This window comes from Alitabrizicola rongguiensis, assembly GCF_021491355.1.
Classification (GTDB): domain Bacteria; phylum Pseudomonadota; class Alphaproteobacteria; order Rhodobacterales; family Rhodobacteraceae; genus Aliitabrizicola; species Aliitabrizicola rongguiensis.
This window is the reverse complement of record NZ_JAKENF010000002.1, coordinates 523,711-542,086: the sequence shown is the minus strand read 5'-3', so window position 1 is coordinate 542,086 and position 18,376 is coordinate 523,711. Positions and strand designations below refer to the sequence as shown.

Genomic DNA, 18,376 nt, shown 5'->3' with positions numbered 1-18,376 from the left:
TCGTCTCCTCTGGCTCTGGTTCCATATCGCCCCTGAGCCGTGGTCATGCAAGGACCGAGGCACCTGCGCTTGCCTGCCTTGGGCCGATCGCCTAGACACGGGGCGACGTTGAAATCCGCTAGAACGAGGCCCCGCGCATGCGCCTGTCCCGCTACTTCCTGCCCGTGCTCAAGGAAAACCCTGCCGAGGCGCAGATCGTCAGCCACCGCTACATGCTGCGCGCCGGCATGATCAAGCAGCAGGCGGCGGGCATCTATTCCTGGCTGCCGCTCGGCTACCGGGTCCTCCGCCGCATCGAGCAGATCGTGCACGAGGAACAGCAGAAGGCCGGACACATCCCGCTGCTGATGCCGACGCTGCAACCCGCCGACCTGTGGCGGGAGTCCGGCCGCTACGACGATTACGGCGAGGAGATGCTGCGCATCACCGACCGCCACAAGCGTGACATGCTCTATGGGCCCACGAACGAGGAGATGATCACCGACATCTTCCGGGCGAACGTGGCCAGCTACAAGGACTTGCCGCTGACGCTCTACCACATCCAGTGGAAGTTCCGCGACGAGATCCGCCCGCGCTTTGGCGTGATGCGCGGCCGCGAGTTCCTGATGAAGGACGGCTACAACTTCGACATCGATGTGGACTCGGCGCTGCACGCCTATAATCGCCACATGGTCAGCTACCTGAAGACCTACGAGCGGATGGGGCTGCAGGCGATCCCGATGCGCGCGGCCTCGGGTCCGATCGGCGGCGACAACACCCATGAATTCCTCGTCCTCGCCTCGACCGGCGAAAGCGAGGTGTTCTACGACGCCGCAATCACCAACCTGAAGTTCGGCGACCGCGTGGTCGATTACGACAACCGCGCCGAATGCGCGGCGATCGTCAAGGAATGGACGACCCCCTACGCCCGCACCGACGAGACCCATGACGAGGCGATCTTCAACGCCATCCCCGAGGACCGCCGCCGCACCTCGCGCGGGATCGAGGTCGGGCAGATCTTCTTCTTCGGCACTAAGTATTCCGAACCGATGGGCGCCTTCGTCACCAATGACAAGGGCGAGCGGGTGCCGGTGCAGATGGGTTCGCACGGCATAGGCGTGTCGCGCCTCCTCGGCGCGATCATCGAGGCGAGCCACGACGACAAGGGCATCATCTGGCCGGAAGGGGTCACGCCCTTCCCGGTCGGGATCGTGAACCTCAAGCAGGGCGACGCCGCGACCGACGCCGCCTGCGAAGGCTTGGTCAAGGCGCTGACCGCGAAGGGGCTGGAGCCGCTTTACGACGACCGTGACGAGCGGGCAGGGGCCAAGTTCGCGACGATGGACCTGATCGGCCTGCCCTGGCGCATCACCGTCGGGCCGCGTGGCCTCGCCACCGGCAAGGTCGAACTCACCTCGCGGCGCACGGGGGAAAGCGAGGAGATGACGCCAGAGGCCGCCGTCGACCGCATCGCGCAGATCTACGCCGGCGTCTGATCCCGAACGAAGAGAGGGGGCCTTCTGCCCCCTCTTGGCCTGACGGCCAATTCACCCACGAGGGTATTTGGGCCAAGAAGAAAACGGGATCGGTCCCGCCTTCCGGTGACGCAGGCGTGACCTGCTCGACCCGGCAGGCCGGCTTGACCTTGGCCTGACGCCGTCGCAAAGGTGGCCCGCCGCAGGAACGGAGCCGAGATGGCCGGACGCACGCCCCCTTTCGCCCCTTTCGAATGGATGATCGCCTGGCGCTATCTGCGCGCGCGGCGGGCCGAGGGCGGCGTTTCCGTGATGACATGGATCAGCCTGATCGGGATCACGCTGGCGGTCTTTGCCCTGATCGCGACACTTTCGGTGCGGGCAGGGTTCCGGGCGGAATTCGTCGATACGATCCTCGGTGCGAATGCGCATGTGACCGTCTATTCGACGCCCTGGACCACGGAGAGCGGGCAGGAGACGCGTACAGTCGCGGATTTCGAGAATTTTTCCAACAAGCTCAAGCAGATCCCTGGCGTCACCCAGGCAGCGCCGCTGGTGAAGGGGCAGGTGCTTGCCTCGCATGGCTCCAGCAGCACGGGGGTCGAGGTCTATGGCATCCGCCTGGAAGACCTGAGGAAGATCCCGCGGGTCGGGCAGTCGAAGGATGCCTATGGCGACATCGACAGTTTTGATCGGGGAATCGCCATCGGCTCGGGCGTCGCCCGCGATCTGGGGGTCACGGTCGGCGACAAGATCAAGCTGATCTCGCCGGACGGGGCCAAGACCGCCTTCGGCACCAGTCCCCGCGTCGGCGCCTATGAAGTGGTCTACGTCTTCAGCGCTGGGCGCTGGGATATCGACCAGACGCGGGTCTACATGCCCTTCGCCGAGGCGCAGAGTTTCTTCAACCGCGACGGCATGGCCGACGAGATCGAGGTGATGGTCGCTGAGCCCGAGAAGGTCGAAGACCTGATCACCGCGATCCAGACGGCGGGCGACGAACGGACGCTGACCTGGACCTGGCGAGACAGCGCGGGAAGCTTTCTTCGCGCCCTGACCATCGAGGACAACGTGATGTTCGTGATCCTGTCGGTCCTGGTTCTGATCGCCACGATGAACATCGTCTCGGGTCTCATCATGCTGGTGAAGAACAAGGGGCGGGATATCGGCATCCTGCGGACGATGGGCCTGACCGAAGGGTCGATCCTGCGGGTCTTCTTCATCTGCGGTGCCTCGACCGGGCTGATCGGCACGGCGTTGGGCGTTCTTCTGGGCTGTCTCTTCGCGATCTATGTCGATCCGATCTTCAGCTTCGTGAATTACGTCTCGGGCGGTGGGGTCTGGGATCCCTCAATCCGCGGGATTTATGCCCTGCCGGCCAAGCTGCAATGGGGCGATGTGCTGTCGGCGGTTCTGCTGTCGCTTGGCCTGTCCTTCATCGTCACGATCTTCCCTGCCCGCCGCGCGGCGCGGATGAACCCGGTCGAGGCGCTGCGCTATGAGTGAGGCGATGCTGACGCTCGACCACATCGAGAAGACCTACAACAAGGGCCGCCCCGGCGAGGTGCAGGTGCTGCGCGGGGCTAGCCTGACGGTTGCCCCCGGCGAGGTCGTGGCGCTGGTCGCCCCTTCGGGTGCGGGCAAGTCGACGCTCCTGCATATTGCCGGTCTTCTCGATACGGCCGATTCCGGGAGGGTCTTGCTGGGCGGACGTGGCGTTGACGGGCTGTCGGACCGGGCACGGACCGAGGCGCGGCGCGCCGAGGTCGGCTTCATCTATCAGTTCCACCATCTGCTGCCGGAATTCACGGCGCTCGAGAATATCGTCATTCCGCAGATGGCCAATGGCGTAGGCAAGGCGGCAGCCGAGACGCGGGCGCGCGACCTTCTGGCTCGGGTCGGGATCGCGGCACGCTCCGACCACCGGCCGGCGGCGCTGTCGGGGGGCGAACAGCAGCGCGTCGCTTTCTGCCGCGCGCTTGCCAATGCGCCGAAGCTGCTCCTTGCCGATGAGCCGACCGGGAACCTTGACCCGGAGACCTCGGACCATGTCTTCGAGGCATTGATGGACGTGGTGCGCGAGACGGGACTGTCGGCGCTGATCGCCACCCACAACCTGGCACTGGCCGCTCGGATGGACCGTGTCGTTCGGCTTGATGGCGGCCGCATCGCCTGAGCGATTGCGCCACGCGGGCGCGCATGGTTCTATGCCCCAAACCGACCCGGAGAGCCATTCGATGCAGCCCCTGCGCCCCGCTTTCGTCTTCCTTCCCCTTGCGTTCGCGGGCCTTCTGGCCGCCTGCCTTCCGGCGGCCAAGGAACCCGCGGGCTTTCCGACCGGGGCTGAGGATTTCGCCAGCTATTGCGCTGGCTGTCACGGTGCGGATGGCAAGGGTGACGGACCGGCGGCGGCCGGATTGCCAAAGAAGCCCGCCAATCTGACCGTGCTTGCCAAGAACAACGGCGGGACCTTCCCGATGACCCGGGTCATGGCGCATATCTGGGGCTATGCACAGGAAGACGGTCGGGTCATGCCCAAATTCGCCCCGCTTCTGGACAGCAACATGGTGCTGTTCGATTCCGGGGACGGGATCCAGACACCGACTCCCATCAGGCTGGTTCAGCTCGGCGAGTATGTGAAAGGCTTGCAGGGAAGCTGAGGGGTCAGAGTCCCAGCTGCTGCGCAATCTCTAGCGCAATGGCTTCGGTCGGCTGGTCGATCGAGACGGTGATTGCACCGGCTTCGCCCTCGGGCGGTTCGAGCGTGGCAAACTGGCTGTCGAGCAGGGCGGAGGGCATGAAGTGACCGGTCCGCGCAGCCATGCGGTTGCCGATCAGGTCACGCGAACCGGAAAGGTGGACAAAGGTCACCGGGCCCGCCGCACCGGCGCGCAAGCGCTCGCGATAGATGCGCTTGAGGGCCGAGCACCCGATAGCGACCGGTGCCCGCTTCGCGAGCATGTCGGCAACGCGGTCGAGCCAGGGCCAGCGGTCCTCGTCCGTCAGGGGAATGCCGGCGGCCATCTTGGCCACGTTCGCGGCGGGGTGCAGGTCGTCCCCGTCGAGATAGGGCAGGCCGGTCAGCCGCTGCATCGCCTCGCCGACGCTGGACTTCCCGCAGCCCGACACGCCCATGAGCACGATACGCAATGGGGCGACCACATTCATACCGAGGCCGTGATCCCGCCATCGACATAGATCATCTGCCCGTTGACGAAGGATGAGGCGTCGGAGGCCAGAAAGATGGCTGCGCCGACCAGTTCCTCAACCCGCCCCCACCGCCCGGCGGGGGTGCGTTTCTCAAGCCAGGCGGTGAAATCGGGGTCAGCGGACAGGGTGGCATTCAACTCGGTCGCGAAGTACCCCGGCGCGATGCCGTTGCATTGCAGGCCGTGCCGCGCCCAGTCGGCCGCCATGCCCTTGGTCAGATTGGCCACTGCGCCCTTGGTTGCGGTGTAGGGAGCGATCGACGGACGGGCGAGGGCAGATTGCACGCTGCCGATGTTGATGATCTTGCCCCGCCCGCGTCGGATCATGTGCCTGGCGACCGCTTGCCCGACATGGAAGACCGAGGCGACATTTGTCTGCAAGAGCCGCTCGAAGGCTTCGGCGGGGAAATCCTCGAGCGGCGCGCGGTACTGGATGCCGGCATTGTTCACCAGGATCTCGATCGCGCCGATCTCGGCTTCGTACCGGTCGATGGCGGCGCGCGCTGCCTCGTGATCGGTTACGTCGAACATGAGCACGTCGCCAGCGCCGATCTGCCGGTTCGCCTCTGCCATCTTGTCAGGATCACGACCGTTCAGGATGGGTAGGGCCCCCGCGCCCGCCAGCCCGCGGGCAAGGGCAAGGCCGATCCCCCTGGTCGAACCGGTGACAAGCGCGCGTCGCCCGCTCAGGTCGAAGAGCTTCAAGGTCATGCCGGTCTCCTGCTTGCCTCTGGTTTGGTCCGCCAATGCGGGGCAGGTCAAGGGCCACAATCCGACGAAACCCGCGCAGATTTTACGGACAGGACCCGCCCGGCTGCGCTAGCAAGGGGCAATTTGTCCTTTTCTGGTGGAAACATGGCTGCTCGGCTTCTGCAAATCATCCTTGCCCTCTGGCTAGCCGCTGGCCCGACCAGCGCGCAGGAATTCGAGCAACCGCCGGATAGCCCGGTCGCGCAGGTGCTGGGTTCCCTTGCACAAGGCGCAAACTACTCGGTCGCTGATCCCGTCTACAGCGACGGACTGATGCACAATTTCACGCTACAAACGAACTACGGCAGCTTTCAGATTTCCGGCGATGCGATGATGCGCGAGCGCCTGCGCGAAATGGGGGCGCTGGCCACGCTGGAGTCGATGTCGAAAAGCGACGTTTTTCTGAAATCGCTCGGCCAGACGGCCCAAGCGCCCATCACCTTCGGGAAGAACCTCGTCAACGATCCCGACGCGACGATGAAGCGCGCGGCCTCGGGCGTGTCGCGGATGTTCGACAGGGTTGGCACCGGGATCAAGAACCGCAAGGCCAGCCGCGACAGTACGGTCGGCAGCGTCCTGGGTGTGGATGCGGCGCGGCGACAGATCGCGGTGCAGCTTGGTGTCGATCCCTACACGGACTTCGCTCCCCTGGCGCAGGCGCTCAACGATATCGCCACGGCCTCGGCCATGGGCGGGCTTTCGGTCAAGGCGCTGACCATGATGATTCCGGGGGGGGCGGGCCTCGCGGTCGGCTCGACCACGACGGTCGAGTCGATCACGCAGGCGCTGGCTGAAAAGACGTCGGCCGAAATCGCAGTAACCGTGCAGGCCCGGCTTTCGGCGCTGAAGGTGCCGCCGGACGTGGTGAACAAGCTGATCCAGAACCGCGCCTACAGCCCGGCGGACCTTCTGGTGATGGCCGAGATGCTGACCCAGCTCAACGCCGATGGAACGGCGATCTTCGTCGCCAGGGCCGCCGATGCCTCGACGCGCGACGAGGCGGTGTTCCAGCGGGTGCGGGCACGCGTGCTGGCCGACCAGGGCAAGGCGCTCGGCATCCGCGCCTTCGAGGATGTCGGAGGCTTCCCGTTGAACCGCCTGGCGGATGGCCGGATCCTGGCGCTGTTCCCGTTCGATCAGGTGGCCTGGACTGGCAGTATCGGGACAACCTTCGAAGCGGTCGGCCAGGCGCTTCCGCCCGATAGCGGAGCGCCGCTGCTTGTGATTACCGGACAGATGACCGATCTCGCCCGTGCCAACGTCACCAAGGGGGGCTGGACGGTGCAGACGGTGCCGCTGCCCTAGGATCTAGGGCGCCACCAGCGCCCAGACGAAGCGGGCACAGGTGAAGGCAAGGAACAGGCCGAACAAGACCTCGAGCCGGCGCTTGGGCATCGTATGTGCCATTGCCACCCCGAAGCGCGCCGTCAGTACCGAGGCGGGCACCAGCAGCACGAAGGCCAGAAGCGAGACGAAGCCGAGCGAGAAGGGCGGCAGCCCCGCCTTTCCCCAGCCTGCAAGGACATAGCCGATGGCACCCGGGATAGAGATCAGCACGCCCACACCGGCTGATGTCGCCACCGATTCACGGATCGGTTTGCCGTAAAGCGTGAAGAGCAGGTTCGAGATCGCCCCGCCGCCGATCCCCATCAGTGACGAGAAGAGACCGACGAAAAAGCCCATAACCTTGCGGACCATCCCCCCCGGCAGGCTATCCCCCAGCCGCCAGTTGTCGCGGCCGAACAGGAGCTTGAACGAGTTCGTCCCGGCGACGCCAATGAAGACCAGCTTGAACACCCAGGGCGGCGCATAGCGCGCGATCACCGAGCCGAGGATCACCCCGGTCAGGACCGGGACGATCCAGCTCTTCAGGATCGCCATATCCACGGCCCCGCGCTTGAAATGCCCGCGCGCCGACTGGATCGAGGTCGGGATGATGATGGCAAGCGAGGTGCCGACGGCAAGCGGCATCCTGACCGTGTCAGGTACCTGGATCAGTCCGAAGACCTCGTAGAGCACGGGCACGACGATGGCCCCGCCGCCCACACCGAACAGGCCGGCCAGGATGCCGGTCACGCCCCCCGCAACGAACAGTAGCCCGGCGATGATTGCGATCGTCTCGAGGTCCAGTCCGCCCATCGGTTTCTCCCATGCCTGTCAGGCCTGCTTAGCGGGGGCGTGCAGGCAGGGCAACGCAGGGTCCGCGCTCAGAACCGCATTCGGAGCAAATTTAGATCAAGGCTGATCGCGGTGCCGTCAAAAAGGTCGATGCTCGACTGCCGGTTCTCGATCGACAGCGTCGCGCTTAGAGTCGGGGAAATCTGCGCCGTCAAGTCGAGCGTGATAACGTCGTCGCTCCGGTCCGACCCGAACAGGACATCGCCCCCCTCGCGTTCCCAGGATAGGCCGATATTCGTGCCCACCCCCAGGACTGGGCGGCCGTAGTTCACATAGGCTCCGTAGAGCAGGGTGTTCTCGCCCTCGATCTTCTGGCCCCATGCCACCCGCCCGGTAACCACGCCGAAGTCGTTCAGATAGCTTTCCAGTCCAAGCGAAAGCGAGGCCTTTTCATACCGGTCCTGGAATTCCTGAAGCACGAAGATATTCGCCAGATGCGTGCCGGCGCCGCTGGAGAAAGCCTTGGCGTAGTTGGCCGAAAGGTATTGGGTGTTTGCCTCGCCCAGATCCTCCTGCTCGTAGATCGCTCCGCCGCAGATATCGAGAAAGCGCCACTGCTCAAGATAGGATCGCAGGCAGGTCTGCAGGTTGGCGTTGGTCTGCGTGATCTTGTAGTCCGGCGAATAGACCAGCTCGACAGTGCCTGAAACCGACAGGGTCTGGCCCGTCCCCACACTCCAGCCGATCGACTTGCCCAGTTCGGCCCCGACGACCGGACCCGACACGGCTTGCGAGTCCTCGTCGATCTGGAAGATCAGGGACCCGATCTCAATCTGGTCCCCCGGCAGGCCGCCGTTGATGTTGGGCTCATAGCGCAGGACCGGCTGGACGCTGGTGAAGTTCCACGCGGGTTGCGGCCCCTGTCCCTGCTTGTGAAGGAAACCCAGGCCCTGCATCAGCACGGCAAGGGTCCGGTCGGTGCCCGGCGGACGCGTTTCCACAAGGGTATAGAACAGCAGGCGGGGCGAGACGGAAAAGAACGTATCCTGGAAATCCCGCAGGGTGTTCAGCGTCGCCTGTGCCCGTGCAGGCCGCGCCACAGGGACAAGGCTCATCACAAGGGCCAGCAGAACGAGGATCCGCCCAAGCGCGGGCATTGGCCGCACGCGCGACACCTTACCGGCTGGACCCCAAGACCCCGATCAGCGTGGAGTCTGGCGTGGTCAACCCGCGGTCAATTCGGACCGCTCCGTATGCATACTCTGCCGCATCGCCGCCAAAGACGCCTTTTACGGTGCCTGTCGACGGGTACACCTCTCCTGCCGGTCCGATCGAGCCCCCCATGTCCCCCGTGAAGTCGCTGCCGCTGATCACGCCGTTCGAAATGCTCATCCCGCCCTGCCAGACGCCGGTAGATCTATCTGTAAAGTTCGCAAGGGTACCAAAAATCGTGCTTGCGCCGAAGTTTGCATTCAACGTCGCGTCGGACACCACTTGGGGGTTGTCCACGATGTATTTAGGTTTTTCTGCATCTGGTATTGCCGAGAGATCAGCAGACGAGACATAGCTGACTGCACCCCTGTAAGTGGCAGTTCCCGTGGTCGGCATGTTCGCTTCGGGCGTCACGCTTAGGGACTCGGTCTTGGCAAAAAGTGTCTGGCCAAGAGCCGCAAGTTCATCGAACGTGGCCTGACCATCTGGCGTGTCGGGATCGACCGGTGTTTCCCCTCCGCTGCTGTCTCCTCCAAGCGGACCGAACACACCTGAACCGCCCGAACCGCTGCATGCCCCGATCAGGCAGACCAAGGCGGTCGAAAGAACGATTTGCGTCGGTGCGGGGAACGGAACAAACGGCATAATCATCTCCAGAACGACCGATGCTGCCCTGCATTTTGCCGGGGATCGACTCAGCATTTGTCGAGACGCTGTTTCGACGCAAGAGCAGCGACGGGCTTCCAAAGCAAAAGCTTGAAATGGTTGCAGCGCCGCCGATGGCTTTCCGTAGACAAGACCGCTCAGGCTGTTGCTCAGGTTGACCGGTCCGACATCAACCAGTGCCGGACCGCAATCCGGGGTCACCGGCGCAGCGTTCGCGGGCTTGCGCTCAGGACTATGCCTTCACGCGAGTCATTTTCGGATCATAGAACGGCTCCAGTGACACCTGCGCCCGGACCCTCTCCGAGGCCACTTCCAGGTCGTAGTCGCCCGACAGCACGAACTCTTCGGTCACGCCCTCGGCCCGGCGGACGTAGCCATAACCCACGGGTTTGCCGAGCGTGTGGCCGTAGCCGCCCGAAGACAGCCAACCGACCCGTTCGCCGTTGCGGTAGATCGTCTCGCGGCCGAGGAGGATGACGGAGGGATCATCGACCACGAAGCCCGCAAGGCGCTTCTTCACACCGCCGTTCACCTGAGCCTCGATCGCGGCGCGGCCGATAAAGGGCAGGCCGGACTTCAGCTTGCAAGCCCAGGTCAGCCCTGCTTCGACCGGTGTGTGGTCCGGCCCGATATCGGCTCCCCAGGCGCGGTAGCCTTTTTCCAGCCGCAAGGTCTCAATGGCGCGATAGCCGGCATTGACCAAGCCGAGAGGCGCGCCTGCGGCAACCAGCGCCTCGTAGACGGTCACGGCGAATTCCGTCGGGATGTGCAACTCCCAGCCCAGTTCGCCGACATAGGTCACGCGGAGCGCCAGAACCGGGCAGCCGGCAATGCCAATCGTGCGCGCTGTGCCAAAGGGGAAGGCCGCGTTCGAGACGTCGTCCTCGCTGACCGCCGACAGGATCGCCCGCGCTTGCGGTCCCATCAGCGACAGCACCGCCCCGCCCGAGGTGATGTCGGTCAGCATCGCGCAGGCATCGTCGCTCAGGTTGCGCCGGATCCAGTCGAAGTCATGGGTGGCAAAGCCCGTGCCGGTGACGATGTAGAAGCGGTCCTCGGCCGTCCGCGCGACTGTCACGTCGGCCTCGATTCCGCCCTTGCCGTTCAGCATCTGGGTGTAGATCAGGCTGCCCACGGGCCGGTCGACATTATTCGCGGCGATGCGGTTCAGTTCGGCGGCGGCGTCGGGCCCCTTCAGTTCGAACTTGGCGAAGCTTGTCTGGTCGATCAGCACGGCGGCGTTGCGGCAGGCGTGATGCTCGCGCGCGACGGCGTCGAACCAGCCGGGACGCTGGTAGGAATAGCGGTCCACCGGTTCTTCGCCCGAGGCGAGGTCGGCGAACCAGTTCGGGCGCTCCCAGCCGAGTTTCTCGCCGAAGCAGGCCCCGGCGGCCTTCAGATGGGCATAGAGCGGCGAGCGGCGCATCGGGCGGCCGGTCTTATACTCTTCGGACGGCCAGGCGATCGTGTAGTGCTTGCCATAGGCCTCCATCGTCCGCGTGCGGACCCACGAGGTTTCGTGGTGCACCGGGCCGAAGCGGCGGATGTCCACGGGCCAGAGGTCGAAGGGCGGTGCCCCTGCCGCCACCCATTCCGCCAGCGCCATACCCGCACCGCCGCCCGAGGCGATGCCGAAGGCGTTGAAGCCCGCACCGACGAACAGGTTCTTCAGTTCCGGGGCTTCGCCGAGGATGAAGTTTCCATCCGGCGTGAAGCTTTCCGGCCCGTTCAGCAGCTGCTTGATCCCGGCCTCGGCAAGCGCCGGGACGCGGCCGATGGCCAGATCCATGAATTGTTCGAAATGGTCAAAATCCGGGGTCAAAGTCTCGAAATGGAAGCCCTCCGGTATTCCATTTTGTGCCCATGGCTTCGGGTTCGGCTCGTAGCCGCCCATCACCAGACCGCCGACTTCTTCCTTCCAGTAGGTCAGCCGGTCGGGGTCGCGCAGCGTCGGCAGGCCGGGGGTGACCCCCTCGATCCGCTCGGTGATCATGTACTGGTGCTCGACCGAGACGAGAGGGACATTCACCCCGACCGTTGCCGCCAGCGACCGCGTCCATTGCCCGGCGCAGATCACGACCTTCTCGCATTCGATCGTGCCCGCCGCCGTCTCGACACCCCTGATGCGGCCATTCTCCACGAGGATACGAGTCACCGGCGTGTCCTCGAAGATCGACACGCCCTTCATCCGCGCGCCCTTGGCGAGGCTTTGGGTGATGTCCGAGGGGTTCGCCTGCCCGTCGGTCGGCAGGAAGGCCGCACCGACGAGGTCATCGACATTCATCAGCGGCCAGAGATCCTGCGCCTCTTTCGGCGTCAGCAGATGCATCTCCAGTCCGAAGGAATGCGCGGTCGTTGCCTGTCGCTTCACCTCGGTCCAGCGTTCGGCATTGCAGGCGAGCCGCAGCCCTCCGTTGCGCTTCCACCCGGTCGCCAGGCCCGTCTCCTGTGCCAGCCGGTCGTAGAGCGCGACCGAATAGCCCAGGAGTTGCGTAATGTTGGCCGAGGTGCGCAGCTGCCCGACCAGCCCTGCGGCGTGGAAGGTCGTGCCCGAGGTCAGCTTCTTGCGTTCGAGCAGCACAGTGTCGGTCCAGCCCATCTGGCCGAGGTGATAGGCCGTGGAACAGCCGATGATGCCACCGCCGATGATGACGACGCGGGCGCTCGTGGGAAGGGAAGCCATGATGTCCTCAGCTTTGCTCGAATTCTGTCAGCGCCAAGCGATAGGCGGCCAGCGCGTTATCGGTATAGGCGAGGTAATCGACCGGAAGGTCGGAGTGCGTTTCCTGCACCATCGACCACATTGCCTCGCGCAGCGCCGCCGCTGCCTTCATGGCGCGGTAGCGCCGCCAGAGATCGGCATCGGCGGGTTTGCCGAAATACTGGGCCAGCATCGCCTCTTCCTGCGCATGGCTCAGGGCGTTGTTGGCGGCCAGTCCGCCCAGATCGAAAAGCGGCGAGTTGAAGCCGGCATAGTCCCAGTCGATCAGCCACAGGCGCTTGCCATCATCGATGAAGTTCGCCGGCAAAAGGTCATTGTGGCCAAAGACGATCTCGACGCGGCCGACCGCCTCTTCCAGCCGGGCGCAGGCGGCTAGGTAGCCGGCAAGGTCAAGCTCGTGACGGGTGTAGCGCAGGGTTCCCGCATAGTCGCGGATGACATGGAACACCCAAAAGGACAGGACCGGCCCGCGGATGTAGTTCGGAATGTCCCGATGCGCCCGCGCGACCAGATCGACGACCCGTGGCAGCATCCCTTCGGCGCGCACGTCGGCGGCTGTCAGCGTCTTGCCCTCGATCCAGTCGATCACGAGGATGCCCGTCTCGGCATGCACGACGCGGGGCGAGATCCCTGCGGCATGGGCGGCGCGGCTGGCCGCAAGTTCGTTGAAGCGCATGATCTGGTGGACGCCGATATCGGCGCCGACGCGCACGACGTAGATGCCTTCGCTGTCCTGCACGCGGAAATTCAGGTTGGTGATGCCGCCGCCGAGCGGCTCGGCGATGATCCGGCCATGCCAGATCGGCAGATCGCGAATGCGGTCGAGTGCGTCCATCGGTTCCCTCACGGCGCGCGTGCGCCGACTGGCGGCAGGCTGCGCGGGAAGGGCGGGGATTGTCAAATCCGATCCTGCGGGCGCGTTGCAAAGTCGCTGTTTCTGGGCGAGACCTGCCGCATCTCATTCCTGCGGAGTCGCCGATGCCCGACCCAGATCCCCGTCTTTACGCGACTGCCCTGCGCGAGATCATGCAGGCCGCGCGCGAGGTGCCGCTAGGGTTTTTCCGCAAGGCGCTCGATGTCGAGTCCAAGGCCGACGCAAGCCCCGTCACCCGAGCCGACCGCCAGACCGAGGAGCGGTTGCGCAGTGAAATCGCGAAGCGGTTTCCCGGCCATGGCATTCTCGGCGAAGAATTCGGCGGGGCCCAGGACGCGGAATTCCTCTGGGTGATCGACCCGATCGATGGCACGAAAAGCTTCATTTCCGGCCATCCGCTCTGGGGGATGCTGCTCGGGCTTCTGCATGACGGCAAGCCGCTGGTCGGCGGCATCCAGGCGCCGGTCATGGGCGAGGTCGCCTGGGGCGGGCCGGGATTGGGGGCGTTTCTGAACGACCGACCGGTGCGGGTTCGAAAAGTAGATCCTTCGGATTCATTTATCTGCATCAATGAATTGCGGCGTGTTCTTGCGAAAGAGCCTCAAGTCGCTTTTGCGCTTATGGACGCTGGCCGCACCGTACGGGAATCGGCCGACTGCTATTCCTATTTGCAACTCGCTGCGGGCTGGGTGGATGGCGTGGTCGACTATGGGCTGGAGCCCTACGACTACCTGCCAGTCCTGCCGGTGGTCGAGGCCGCAGGCGGGGTGATGACCGACTGGCAGGGCAATCCGCTGCGCTTCGGCTCGGACGGGCGCGTGGTGGCGGGCAGCCCCGCCGTCCACGCCCATCTGCTCGAGGTCATCGCCCGCGCGGGCGGTTAGGTCCGTACCCCGGCGAAGCGGGTCTGCCAGTCGGCGCGCTCTTCGTCGGTGATCTTGCGGAACAGGTTTTCCGGCACCGAGAAGCCGTGGCCGGCGGGCAGGGCGCGAAGGGCGGCGCTGACGTCATCGGGCCAGGTCCAGTCGTCCGAGCCCATCGCCGCCATCATCGCGGCGCTCGCATCCGGGATGAAGGGGCGCGACAGGATCGCGTAGAGGCGGATCAGGTTCAGCCCCAGCCGCACGATGGCCTGTGCGCGATCGGGGTCGGTCTTGACTGCCGACCAGGGTGCCGCTGACTGCAGGTATTCGTTGCCGACGACCCAGATGGCGCGCAACTCGGCCGCGGATTTCCGCACCTCCATCGCGTCCATATACCCCTCGTAATCCTTGATCCGGGCGCCAAGGTCGGCGATCAGCGCCGCCTCCTGCGGGCCGAATTCGCCGCCCGCGGGAACCTCGTTGCCGAATTTCGACACGCAGAACTTGGTGACGCGGCTGACGAAGTTGCCAAGCACATCGGCGAGGTCCTTGTTCACCGAGGCCTGGAAGTTCTCCCAGGTGAATTCGCTGTCGCTACTCTCGGGCGCATGGGACAAGAGCCACCAGCGCCAGTAATCGGCGGGCAGGATCGACAGGGCCTGGTCCATGAATACGCCGCGGCCCTGGCTGGTCGAGAACTGGCCGCCGTCATAGTTCAGGTAGTTGAACGACTTCAGGTAATCGACCATCTTCCACGGCTCGCCCGAGCCGAGGATCGTGGCCGGGAAGCTGAGCGTGTGGAAGGGGACGTTGTCCTTGCCCATGAACTGGAAATACTTCACGTCGGCTGCGCCCTTGTCGGTGCGCCACCAGCGTTCCCAGTCGGCTTCCGTCTTGCCGTTCGCGTCGACCCATTCGGCGGCGCAGGCGATGTATTCGATCGGCGCGTCGAACCAGACGTAGAAGACCTTGCCTTCCATTCCCGGCCAGGGCTGGTCGCCCTTCATCACCGGCACGCCCCAGTACAGGTCGCGGGTGATCCCACGGTCCTGCAGCCCGTCACCGTCGTTCAGCCATTTCTTGGCGATCGAGGTGGTCAGGATCGGCCAGTCGGTCTTGCTGTCGATCCAGGCCTCGAGCTTGTCCTTGAGCGAGCGCTGCTTGAGGTAAAGGTGCTTGGTCTCGCGCACCTCGAGATCGGTCGAGCCGGAGATCGCCGAGCGCGGGTTGATGAGGTCGGTGGGGTCCAACTGCTTGGTGCAGTTCTCGCACTGGTCGCCGCGGGCCCGGTCATAGCCGCAGTTCGGGCAGGTGCCCTCGATGTAGCGGTCGGGCAGGAAGCGGTTGTCGGCGATGGAGAACATCTGCTTTTCCGACACTTCCTCGATATAGCCGTTCTCGGCCAGCTTCCCGGCGAAATGCTGGGTCAGCTTGCGGTTGCGCAGGCTCGACGAGCGGCCGAAATGGTCGAAAGACAAGCGGAACCCGGCGGCGAGATCCTTCTGAACCTCGTACATCTCGGCGCAGTACTGCTCGACCGGCTTGCCGGCCTTGGCGGCGGCCAGTTCGGCAGGGGTGCCATGTTCGTCGGTGGCGCAGAGGAACAGCACCTCGTTCCCACGGCCGCGCATGTATCGGGCAAAGAGGTCAGCCGGAAGCTGGCTGCCCACGAGATTGCCCAGATGCTTGATCCCATTGATATAGGGGATCGCCGAGGTGATGAGAATCCGCGCCATGCGTCTGCCCTTGCCTTTGCTGTCGCGCCCCCTTTAGCGCAAGGGATTGGCGAGAACCAGAAGCGTTGCACGGGTCCAGGCCGCTCGGCGCTGGCGGTCTGTGCCTTACCCTTCCTCTCGGTCGCGGCGCAGGAGCCGACCGATGAGGAAAGAGGTGCGCGGTTCGTAGGTGTAGGCGGTCCGACCTTCCGGGGCAGGGCGCGCGCGCATCCTCACAAGACCGAACACGATCAGTAGCGCATGGGCCAGCGCGATCATTAGGAACATCGCCCCCGGTCCGAAGGCCTCGATCACGATAGAGGCGAACCAGGGGCTGGCGATGGCGCCCACCGCGTAAAGAAACATCAGAGCGGCGGAGAGCTCGACCCGTTCGAGACTGGTCGAATAGTCGTGGGCATGTGCGGTCGAGACCGAGTAGATAGGCAGAGTGGCAAAGCCAAAGACCACGGCTGCGGTGAAGATCGCCACGTTTCCGCGATCGGCAAAGGTCACGGCACCCGCACAGGCGATTATGCTGAGGACGGAGAGCCCTATCAGGACATGGCGGCGGTCGAACTTGTCGGCGACCCAGCCAACCGGGAACTGGGCGAGCGCACCCCCGACCACATAGGCGGCCAGGAACAGTGCGATCTGGTCGGCCCGCAGGCCGACTTCGACGCCGTAGACCGGTCCCACCATGCGGAAGGCGGCCCCGGTGATGCCCGAGACAATTACCCCCACCGCCGCCAGAGGCGAGCGGTCCCAGGCCAGCCGAGGGCGCAGGCGCGGGGCAAGCGGCATTTCCGGTGCTTCGGCCTTGGTCAGCGTCAGGGGAAAGATCGCGGCGCAGCAGGCCAGCGCCAGGATGTTGTAGGACAGGTATGAGGCGGGTTCGAGCACGCCGATCATCAGCTGGGCCAGCAGGCTGCCGCTGATGTCGACGATCCGGTAGACGCCCATGGCGCGACCGCGCGTCTCGTTCGTGACCTTGGCTTGCAGCCAGGCCTCGATGATGGTGTAGCAGCCCGCGACGCAAAGGCCCGACGCCATGCGCATGATCGCCCAGGCATAGGGATTGACGATCATCATATGGGCGAGGATGCCGATGGTGCCTGCGGCGGTGAAGGCGGCGAAGGCACGGGAATGGCCCACCTCGCCCATCAGGCGCGGCGCCCACCAGCAGCCGATGAAGAAGCCGAAGAAATGTGCCGAGCCGAGAAGGCCGATCTGCGCCGTGGTGAAGCCGAGCTTGACGCCCGAAATCGCGTCAAGCGGAGCCACGCCGCCGGTTCCGAGTTGCAGGAGCACGACAGACACGAACAGGGCAGTAAAGGAGATGAGAAGGCGCATCGCTCACCGGTGGAGTGGCCGCAGACTGCCCGTATTTCAGGACGGGGGGAAGCGCTGAAAGGCCGGTTTCAGGCACGGCACGCGAAAGCCCTCAAGGACTTTCCGCGTGTGGCGTAGAAGAGGCGTGGTTCGGCGCAGGGGCTCAGTTGCCACCTGACCACATGCGCCGCAACGTGCCGTCGCCGTCCATCTGCCGTTTCAGTGCGGCGGCGACATGCACCAGCAGGACCGCCATGAGCAGCTTGGTCAAAAGGCCATGGGCGGCCCAGCCGGCATTTTCCCAGGCTGCCGAGACGGGCGCGATCCGCGGCACGGTCCAGGTTTCGAACAGCACAGTGTCGATCCCGCTTGCGGAACTGGCGATCCAGCCAGACAGCGGAATGGCGAGGAGCAGGATATAGATCAGCGCATGGCCCCATCGCGCCAGCCGTTGCGACAGCGCCCTGGGGTCGCCGATCGGCGAAGGCGGCGGGCTGATCCGGTGCCAGACCAGCCGGATCACGACCAGCGCCAGCAGGCAGAGGCCGATGCTCTTGTGCAGACCGTAGAGCCAGAGGTTGGCAAGACCCGGCTGCATGCCGGCCAGCCGGGTGCCAAGCGCAAGAAGGAAGAGGATCCCGATGGCCATCAGCCAATGGAGGAGCCGGGTGACAAGGCCGAAATTGTCGGGCGTGTTCCGCCAGGTCATCGCTCAGTCCTTCGAGATCCGGGCAAGGATATCCAGGCTGACCTTGTCGGCGACCATGTCGCTCCACCCGACTGCGCCGAAATCGCTGCGGTTGATCGCGCCGGTCAATCGGATCGTCAGGTTGCTGAGGTCCCCGCTTTCGCTGCCTTGCTGGCGCCAGATATTGGCTTCGAAGGTGATCGGGCGGGTCACGCCGCGGATGGTGATATCCCCGTCGATCTGGGCCTTGCTCGCATCTTTCGGTCGGACGGCGGTCGAGACGAAGGTGATCAGGGGATAGGTCCCGGCATCCAGTACCTTCGGCCCCTTCATCGCTTGCGCCGCGAAGGGAAAGCTCGCCTCCGCATTCGTCACATCCAGCGCGACTGCGACCTTCGAGGCGGTAAGCCGTTCGAAGTCGATCGTGAGGTCGGCCCTGGTCACGGGCATGGTTCCGGTGATGGCATCGGCTCCGAACATGGTCTCGAATCCGACCTTCGAAGAGGAGGAATCCAGCGAGTAGCGGACAGGCGCCGCAAGGGCCGCGCTCGACAGCGTGCATGCTGCAGCCAGCCCAAGCGCGACCGACCGGAAGTTGATTATGGTCATGTTTACCTCTCTGCTCGATTGACGATAGCACGCCGGATTTCATCCGCCGCAGTTTTCACAACGAGGTGAAGACGGGTCTGTCCCCTCGCATCGCGGTTTGGCCGCGCCTGGCCCGGCATGGAAATCTGCGACAGAGGCATGGGGTTGCCGATCCCGACCGAGCCGCT

The 18,376-nt window shown here is 64.8% G+C and carries 17 protein-coding genes; 6 read left to right on the top strand and 11 right to left on the bottom strand.

Features of this window, described 5'->3' with window-relative positions; genetic code table 11:
- The first annotated feature begins 137 nt into the window (after positions 1-137).
- From proS to L0V05_RS08540, 4 genes are all read left to right on the top strand, one after another.
- Positions 138-1,475 (top strand): proline--tRNA ligase, encoded by a 1,338-nt coding sequence (gene proS, locus L0V05_RS08555; protein WP_234869691.1) that lies wholly within the window; start codon positions 138-140, stop codon positions 1,473-1,475.
- Between the two features lie 198 nt (positions 1,476-1,673).
- Positions 1,674-2,960 (top strand): lipoprotein-releasing ABC transporter permease subunit, encoded by a 1,287-nt coding sequence (locus tag L0V05_RS08550; protein WP_234869690.1) that lies wholly within the window; start codon positions 1,674-1,676, stop codon positions 2,958-2,960.
- Positions 2,953-3,630: an ABC transporter ATP-binding protein gene (locus L0V05_RS08545; protein ID WP_234869689.1), complete on the top strand. Its 678-nt coding sequence runs from the start codon at positions 2,953-2,955 to the stop codon at positions 3,628-3,630. The genes L0V05_RS08550 and L0V05_RS08545 overlap by 8 nt, the downstream gene beginning before the upstream one ends.
- Positions 3,631-3,691: 61 nt before the next feature.
- Positions 3,692-4,114 (top strand): c-type cytochrome, encoded by a 423-nt coding sequence (locus L0V05_RS08540; RefSeq protein WP_234869688.1) that lies wholly within the window; start codon positions 3,692-3,694, stop codon positions 4,112-4,114.
- Between the two features lie 4 nt (positions 4,115-4,118).
- On the opposite strand, the gene L0V05_RS08535 is transcribed toward L0V05_RS08540, so the two are convergent.
- Together L0V05_RS08535 and L0V05_RS08530 are read right to left on the bottom strand one after the other, a co-directional pair.
- Positions 4,119-4,595, bottom strand: coding sequence for a gluconokinase (locus L0V05_RS08535; RefSeq protein WP_234870571.1), 477 nt, complete (start codon positions 4,593-4,595; stop codon positions 4,119-4,121).
- Positions 4,596-4,618: 23 nt separating this feature from the next.
- A complete protein-coding gene (locus tag L0V05_RS08530; protein WP_234869687.1) occupies positions 4,619-5,374 on the bottom strand; it encodes an SDR family oxidoreductase in 756 nt (251 codons plus the stop codon).
- Positions 5,375-5,518: 144 nt separating this feature from the next.
- Here L0V05_RS08530 and L0V05_RS08525 point away from each other — a divergent pair, with 144 nt between their 5' ends.
- On the top strand, positions 5,519-6,718 hold the full coding sequence (locus L0V05_RS08525) for a hypothetical protein (RefSeq protein ID WP_234869686.1): 1,200 nt from the start codon (positions 5,519-5,521) through the stop codon (positions 6,716-6,718).
- A 3-nt stretch (positions 6,719-6,721) separates the two neighbouring features.
- On the opposite strand, the gene L0V05_RS08520 is transcribed toward L0V05_RS08525, so the two are convergent.
- The 5 genes from L0V05_RS08520 to L0V05_RS08500 form a co-directional block, all read right to left on the bottom strand.
- Positions 6,722-7,552 carry a sulfite exporter TauE/SafE family protein gene (locus L0V05_RS08520; protein WP_234869685.1) on the bottom strand — a complete coding sequence of 277 codons (831 nt, stop codon included), beginning with the start codon at positions 7,550-7,552 and terminating at the stop codon, positions 6,722-6,724.
- Between the two features lie 68 nt (positions 7,553-7,620).
- A complete protein-coding gene (locus L0V05_RS08515) occupies positions 7,621-8,697 on the bottom strand; it encodes a hypothetical protein (protein WP_234869684.1) in 1,077 nt (358 codons plus the stop codon).
- A 10-nt stretch (positions 8,698-8,707) separates the two neighbouring features.
- Entirely contained in the window at positions 8,708-9,610 is a 903-nt protein-coding gene (locus L0V05_RS20645) for a transferrin-binding protein-like solute binding protein (RefSeq protein WP_234869683.1), read from the bottom strand.
- A 31-nt stretch (positions 9,611-9,641) separates the two neighbouring features.
- Positions 9,642-12,092, bottom strand: coding sequence for a GcvT family protein (locus tag L0V05_RS08505; RefSeq protein WP_234869682.1), 2,451 nt, complete (start codon positions 12,090-12,092; stop codon positions 9,642-9,644).
- A 7-nt stretch (positions 12,093-12,099) separates the two neighbouring features.
- Positions 12,100-12,966 carry a phosphotransferase gene (locus tag L0V05_RS08500; RefSeq protein ID WP_234869681.1) on the bottom strand — a complete coding sequence of 289 codons (867 nt, stop codon included), beginning with the start codon at positions 12,964-12,966 and terminating at the stop codon, positions 12,100-12,102.
- Between the two features lie 143 nt (positions 12,967-13,109).
- On the opposite strand from L0V05_RS08500, the gene L0V05_RS08495 reads away from it, so the two are divergent.
- A complete protein-coding gene (locus L0V05_RS08495; protein ID WP_234869680.1) occupies positions 13,110-13,889 on the top strand; it encodes an inositol monophosphatase family protein in 780 nt (259 codons plus the stop codon).
- Here the strand turns inward: L0V05_RS08495 and metG are convergent.
- The 4 genes from metG to L0V05_RS08475 all read right to left on the bottom strand — a co-directional run bounded on the left by metG (position 13,886) and on the right by L0V05_RS08475 (position 18,209).
- A complete protein-coding gene (metG, locus tag L0V05_RS08490; protein ID WP_234869679.1) occupies positions 13,886-15,604 on the bottom strand; it encodes a methionine--tRNA ligase in 1,719 nt (572 codons plus the stop codon). The two genes, L0V05_RS08495 and metG, sit on opposite strands and share 4 nt — an antisense overlap.
- A gap of 105 nt (positions 15,605-15,709) precedes the next feature.
- On the bottom strand, positions 15,710-16,933 hold the full coding sequence (locus L0V05_RS08485) for an MFS transporter (RefSeq protein WP_234869678.1): 1,224 nt from the start codon (positions 16,931-16,933) through the stop codon (positions 15,710-15,712).
- Positions 16,934-17,075: 142 nt separating this feature from the next.
- Positions 17,076-17,621, bottom strand: a complete 546-nt coding sequence (locus L0V05_RS08480; protein ID WP_234869677.1) for a cytochrome b — start codon at positions 17,619-17,621, stop codon at positions 17,076-17,078.
- Positions 17,622-17,624: 3 nt separating this feature from the next.
- Positions 17,625-18,209, bottom strand: a complete 585-nt coding sequence (locus L0V05_RS08475) for a YceI family protein (protein WP_234869676.1) — start codon at positions 18,207-18,209, stop codon at positions 17,625-17,627.
- Positions 18,210-18,376: the final 167 nt, after the last annotated feature.

What these genes read in the sequence shown, in the direction of transcription:
- L0V05_RS08500 (WP_234869681.1), bottom strand. Translation starts at nt 12,966, where the DNA reads ATGGACGCACTCGACCGCATTCGCGATCTGCCGATCTGGCATGGCCGG.
- L0V05_RS08480 (WP_234869677.1), bottom strand. Translation starts at nt 17,621, where the DNA reads ATGACCTGGCGGAACACGCCCGACAATTTCGGCCTTGTCACCCGGCTC.
- L0V05_RS08505 (WP_234869682.1), bottom strand. Translation starts at nt 12,092, where the DNA reads ATGGCTTCCCTTCCCACGAGCGCCCGCGTCGTCATCATCGGCGGTGGC.
- metG (WP_234869679.1), bottom strand. Translation starts at nt 15,604, where the DNA reads ATGGCGCGGATTCTCATCACCTCGGCGATCCCCTATATCAATGGGATC.
- L0V05_RS08475 (WP_234869676.1), bottom strand. Translation starts at nt 18,209, where the DNA reads ATGACCATAATCAACTTCCGGTCGGTCGCGCTTGGGCTGGCTGCAGCA.
- L0V05_RS08485 (WP_234869678.1), bottom strand. Translation starts at nt 16,933, where the DNA reads ATGCGCCTTCTCATCTCCTTTACTGCCCTGTTCGTGTCTGTCGTGCTC.
- L0V05_RS08520 (WP_234869685.1), bottom strand. Translation starts at nt 7,552, where the DNA reads ATGGGCGGACTGGACCTCGAGACGATCGCAATCATCGCCGGGCTACTG.
- L0V05_RS08530 (WP_234869687.1), bottom strand. Translation starts at nt 5,374, where the DNA reads ATGACCTTGAAGCTCTTCGACCTGAGCGGGCGACGCGCGCTTGTCACC.
- L0V05_RS08525 (WP_234869686.1), top strand. Translation starts at nt 5,519, where the DNA reads ATGGCTGCTCGGCTTCTGCAAATCATCCTTGCCCTCTGGCTAGCCGCT.
- L0V05_RS08540 (WP_234869688.1), top strand. Translation starts at nt 3,692, where the DNA reads ATGCAGCCCCTGCGCCCCGCTTTCGTCTTCCTTCCCCTTGCGTTCGCG.
- L0V05_RS08545 (WP_234869689.1), top strand. Translation starts at nt 2,953, where the DNA reads ATGAGTGAGGCGATGCTGACGCTCGACCACATCGAGAAGACCTACAAC.
- L0V05_RS08495 (WP_234869680.1), top strand. Translation starts at nt 13,110, where the DNA reads ATGCCCGACCCAGATCCCCGTCTTTACGCGACTGCCCTGCGCGAGATC.
- L0V05_RS08550 (WP_234869690.1), top strand. Translation starts at nt 1,674, where the DNA reads ATGGCCGGACGCACGCCCCCTTTCGCCCCTTTCGAATGGATGATCGCC.
- proS (WP_234869691.1), top strand. Translation starts at nt 138, where the DNA reads ATGCGCCTGTCCCGCTACTTCCTGCCCGTGCTCAAGGAAAACCCTGCC.